This window comes from Nocardia sp. NPDC060220 (assembly GCF_042727815.1).
GTDB lineage: Bacteria > Actinomycetota > Actinomycetes > Mycobacteriales > Mycobacteriaceae > Nocardia.
In genome coordinates this window covers 1-4,118 of record NZ_JBHWZY010000631.1, presented here as the reverse complement: position 1 = coordinate 4,118, position 4,118 = coordinate 1, and the positions used below count along the sequence as shown (strand labels likewise).

Sequence of the window (4,118 nt, the reverse complement as noted above, 5' to 3'; positions counted from 1 at the left end):
ACCATCTCCCTGGCCGCACTGACCTCGATCACCCTTCTGCCCGCGATGCTGGCCGTACTGGGCAGGCGCGTCGACTGGCTCGGCGTCGACTGGTTCCGTAAACCGGTCGCGAGAGATCGTGTTCCCGGCAACGGCTGGGGCCGATTCGCCGCGGGAGTCATGAAACGTCCACTGGTGGTGGCCGTTCCGATCTGCCTCGGGCTGCTGCTGCTCATCGTCCCGATCCAGAATCTGGCCTTCGGTTCCATCAACGAGCGGTTTCTCCCGCCGTCGCATCCGACGCGCCTGGCCCAGCAGCACTTCGACGAACTGTTCCCATTGCGCCAGATCGACCCGATCGACCTGGTCATCGTCACCTTCGACCCCACCACCGCCGATACCGTGCGCGCCGACGCCAACCACGCCCCCGGCCTGGCCGCGCCGTTCGCCGAACCGATGCAGTCGCCGTTCCAGCCCCAGGTCCTCACCACCCAGACCGTGCTCGCCGGATCCGGCGACGCCGAGGCGACCATCGACTACCTGCGCTCGATGGCGTTGCCGCCCGGCACGACGCTGATGGTCGGTGGGCAGCCCGCCGTGGAGAAGGACAGCATCGACGCGCTGGTCGAGTGGATGCCGCTGATGGTCCTGTTCGTCTTCCTGGCCAGCACGCTACTGCTGGCGCTGACGTTCGGTTCGCTGGTGCTGCCGCTCAAAGCAGCCGTGCTGAATCTGCTCGGGCTCGGCGCCACACTGGGCGTGCTCACCTGGGTCTTCATCGACGGGCACGGCGCGGGGGTGTTCGGCTTCACCCCGCAACCGATCATGTCGCTGGTCCTGGTCGTGATCGTGTCGGTGGTCTACGGGCTGTCGACCGACTACGAGGTATTCCTGCTGTCACGCATCGTCGAAGCCAGGGCCGCGGGCGCTTCCACCACCGAAGCCGTGCAGGCGGGTATCGCCCGGACGGGCCGCATCATCACCGCGGCCGCGGTGATCCTGCTGGTGGTCACCGGCGCGTTCGCACTGTCGGATCTGCTGATGATGCAGTACATCGCCTTCGGCATGGTGACCGCACTGTTCATCGACGCCACCATCCTGCGGATGCTGCTGGTGCCCGCGTCCATGCGGCTGCTCGGGGACGCCTGCTGGTGGGCGCCGGCGTGGCTCGAACGCCTGCGGCCCGCGCCGCAACACCAGACCCTCGCCCACCCGACACCTTCCGGAGCTGCTCCGACGCCAGTCCGCGGCGACCGGGACTGAACCTGCGGAGTACCACCATGAACGTCCGGAGCGGCACCGTCGAGGTGCCCACCGCCCCCCTCCGCACGCTGCCCGCCTTCGCGTGGCGCGAGGTATCGATCGTCGCCGCCGTGGCCGCGATCCTGTTCCTCGCCAGGATCGACCGCTATCGGATCGGCGGTGACGAACTGTATTTCCTCGCGGCCGGACGGCATCCGTCGGTGAGCTATGCCGATCAGGGCCCGCTGGTTCCGCTGCTGGCGGCACTGTCGGACCACCTCGCACCGGGATCCACGGTTGCACTGCGGGTACCCGCGCTGCTGTTCACAGTGCTGGCCATCGTGCTCAGCGCGGTGATGGCCAGGGAGTTCGGCGGCGGCCGACTCCCCCAGACCGTCGCCGCGCTTGCCTACGCGACCACCCCGATGGCGGTGATGCAATCGGCGATGCTGAGCACCTTCGCCCTCGACATCACCTTGACGGCGGTGCTCGCGTGGTTGCTGATCCGCTGGGTGCGCACTCGCGAGGACTACCTGTTGGTCGCGGCGGGGTTCGTCGCCGCCGTCGACTTCCAGGTCAAGTGGCTGATTCCGATCATCTGGGCGGTGCTCGCGCTCGGCGTGGCCGTGTTCGGGCCGCGGGAGATGCTGCGCAGGCCCGCGTGGTGGCTCGGCTCGGGTCTGCTCGCGGGGTCGGCGGTCCCGATTCTGTGGTGGCAGCACAGCAATGGCTGGCCACAGCTGGCGATGGGCGCGATCGTGCGCGATGAGCAACTCGCCACCGCCGGGGTTCTCGCGGCGCCGTGGACGATGATTCAGGTCACCGGAGCAGCCGGTCTGCTGTTGCTCGCCGGCATGTGGGCCGGGCTGCGCGCGCAGCGGTTCCGTCCGTATTACTTCCTGATCCCGATGATCGCGATCGGGCTGGGCGCGGTGGTGCTGGCGGGCCTGCGCCCCTACTTCGTGGCCGGTGCTTTCCCCGGGCTGTTCGCCGCGGGCGCGGTGTATCTGGCGGACCGGGGTATCACGCGACGCGGCGCGATCATCGGCGGTGGCTTCGGCACGCTCGCTACCGCGATCTGCGTCGCGCTCGTCGTCGCGCTGCCCCTACCGGAGTCGGCATTGCGGCAGTCGACGACCGACTATTCCCAGATCCACTCGCGCAGTGTGCTTTTCGGTCCGAGCGGTTGGGACGACCTGGTCACCGCGGTTGCCGAGACCTATCACCGGATACCGCCGCGGCAGCGCGAGGGTGTGGTGATCGTGACCCAGAACTATTGGCAGGCAGCGGCACTCGAGGAATTCGGGCCTGCCGCCGGTCTTCCCGCGGTGTTCAGTCCGAACCGCGGCTACGGCTACTTCGGCGCCCCACCCGACACCGCGACCACGGTGCTCTACCTCGGGGTCGACGGTCCCGACACCGCGCTGCGTACCCGTTTCACACAGACGACGCTGCTGACCCGCGTCGACGAGCCCCTCGGCTTTCCCGGCGTGAACCGCGGCGTCGCGCTGTGGCTGTGCGACGGCCCGAGCGAACCGTGGTCGGCGCTGTGGCCCGACGCCAAGGAACTGCGCCTGGTCGACGGAACGAGTCGGCATGGGCGATAACGACGCAGCAGTGAACGGAGACAAGACAGTGCGCAATTCGATGGTGCGACGGCTCGCGCTCACGGTGGCGGTCGCCGCCGCGGGCCTGCCCGTCGTCGCGACGGCGCAGGCGGCCCCGGACCTGGTGGCCGCCCGTGCCATGGCGGCGGCGCTGCCCGCACCGAACGGCTCCTACGCCGTCGCGGCCGCGGCGAACGGGCCGGGCAAGGTGATCGATGTGACCGTGCACTCCGCGGCGATGAATCGACCGGTCACCGTCGCGGTCATTCCCGCCGCCGACCCCGAGGCGCCCGCCGGCTCGCTGTATCTGATCAACGGCGTCGACGGTGGCACCGACACCCCCGACTGGCGCGAGGGCAGCAACTGGTTCACCAAGACCGACGCCCTCGACTTCTTCGCCGCGAAACAGGCGAACATCGTGATGCCGATCGGCGGTGCGGGCACCTTCTACACCGACTGGCAGGCCGACGATCCCGGTACCGGACGCAACCGCTGGCTGACCTTCCTCACCACCGAACTGCCGCCGATCATCGATTCGGCCTTCCACGGCACCGGCCGCGACGCCGTCGCCGGACTGTCGATGGCCAGCTCGGCGGTCTTCCGGATGGCACAGCAAGCACCGCAGCGGTTTCAGATGGTCGGCTCGTTCAGCGGCTGCATCCAGACCAGCAACCCGGCCGGACAGGCGATGGTGGCATCGATCGTCACCGCACGCCGCGGCAACCCGCTCAACATGTGGGGACCACCCACCGATCCGGCCTGGACGGCCAATGACGCCGCCCTCAATGCCGAGAAGCTACGCGGAGTTCAGGTGTATGTGAGCACTGGCAACGGCCTACCCGGCCCGCTGGACACCTTGAACGGCCCTGGTATCCAGCGCAATCCGGTGAAACTGCTCGATCAGCTGCTCATCGGCGGCGTGCTCGACGGGATCACCGTGGTGTGCACCGCGTTGCTGCGCGACCGCCTGGCCGCCCTGAATATCCCGGCGACCTTCGATTTCCGCCCGGCGGGCACGCATTCGTGGGGCTACTGGGAGCAGGACATGCACACCTATTGGGAACGCGCCGCCGCGCTGCTCGTCCCCTGAACACACGAAAATCGGGTGCATCGCGGCCAAGCCGTGCCGCGATGCACCCGAATCGTCCGCTCGTCTACAGGGAGCCACCACCCCCGATCAGCCACGGGTTGAACGTGCAGGTCAGGTTCGGGTTCTGCACCGGATCGAGCGCCCGCAGCGCGATCGACAAAGCACGCGGCGAGTACATCATCGTCAGGTGATCGGAGATG

General features: G+C 68.5%; 3 protein-coding genes and 1 pseudogene. 3 read left to right on the top strand and 1 reads right to left on the bottom strand.

Features of this window, described 5'->3' with window-relative positions; all coding sequences use genetic code 11:
- From ACFWF3_RS26670 to ACFWF3_RS26660, 3 genes are all read left to right on the top strand, one after another.
- On the top strand, positions 1-1,242 hold a 1,242-nt coding region (locus tag ACFWF3_RS26670), incomplete at its 5' end, for an MMPL family transporter (RefSeq protein ID WP_379316091.1).
- 17 nt (positions 1,243-1,259) lie between these two features.
- Positions 1,260-2,828 carry an ArnT family glycosyltransferase gene (locus ACFWF3_RS26665; RefSeq protein ID WP_379316089.1) on the top strand — a complete coding sequence of 523 codons (1,569 nt, stop codon included), beginning with the start codon at positions 1,260-1,262 and terminating at the stop codon, positions 2,826-2,828.
- The gene (locus tag ACFWF3_RS26660) at positions 2,818-3,918 is read left to right on the top strand and encodes an alpha/beta hydrolase (RefSeq protein ID WP_379316087.1); all 1,101 of its coding nucleotides are present in this window, start codon (positions 2,818-2,820) and stop codon (positions 3,916-3,918) included. Before ACFWF3_RS26665 ends, ACFWF3_RS26660 begins: the two co-directional genes overlap by 11 nt.
- Positions 3,919-3,982: 64 nt before the next feature.
- Here ACFWF3_RS26660 and ACFWF3_RS26655 read toward each other — a convergent pair.
- Positions 3,983-4,118: pseudogene (locus ACFWF3_RS26655) on the bottom strand (lipase); the annotation flags it as partial.

Coding starts and splice junctions, on each gene's coding strand:
- ACFWF3_RS26660 (WP_379316087.1), top strand. CDS start 2,818: ATGGGCGATAACGACGCAGCAGTGAACGGAGACAAGACAGTGCGCAAT.
- ACFWF3_RS26665 (WP_379316089.1), top strand. CDS start 1,260: ATGAACGTCCGGAGCGGCACCGTCGAGGTGCCCACCGCCCCCCTCCGC.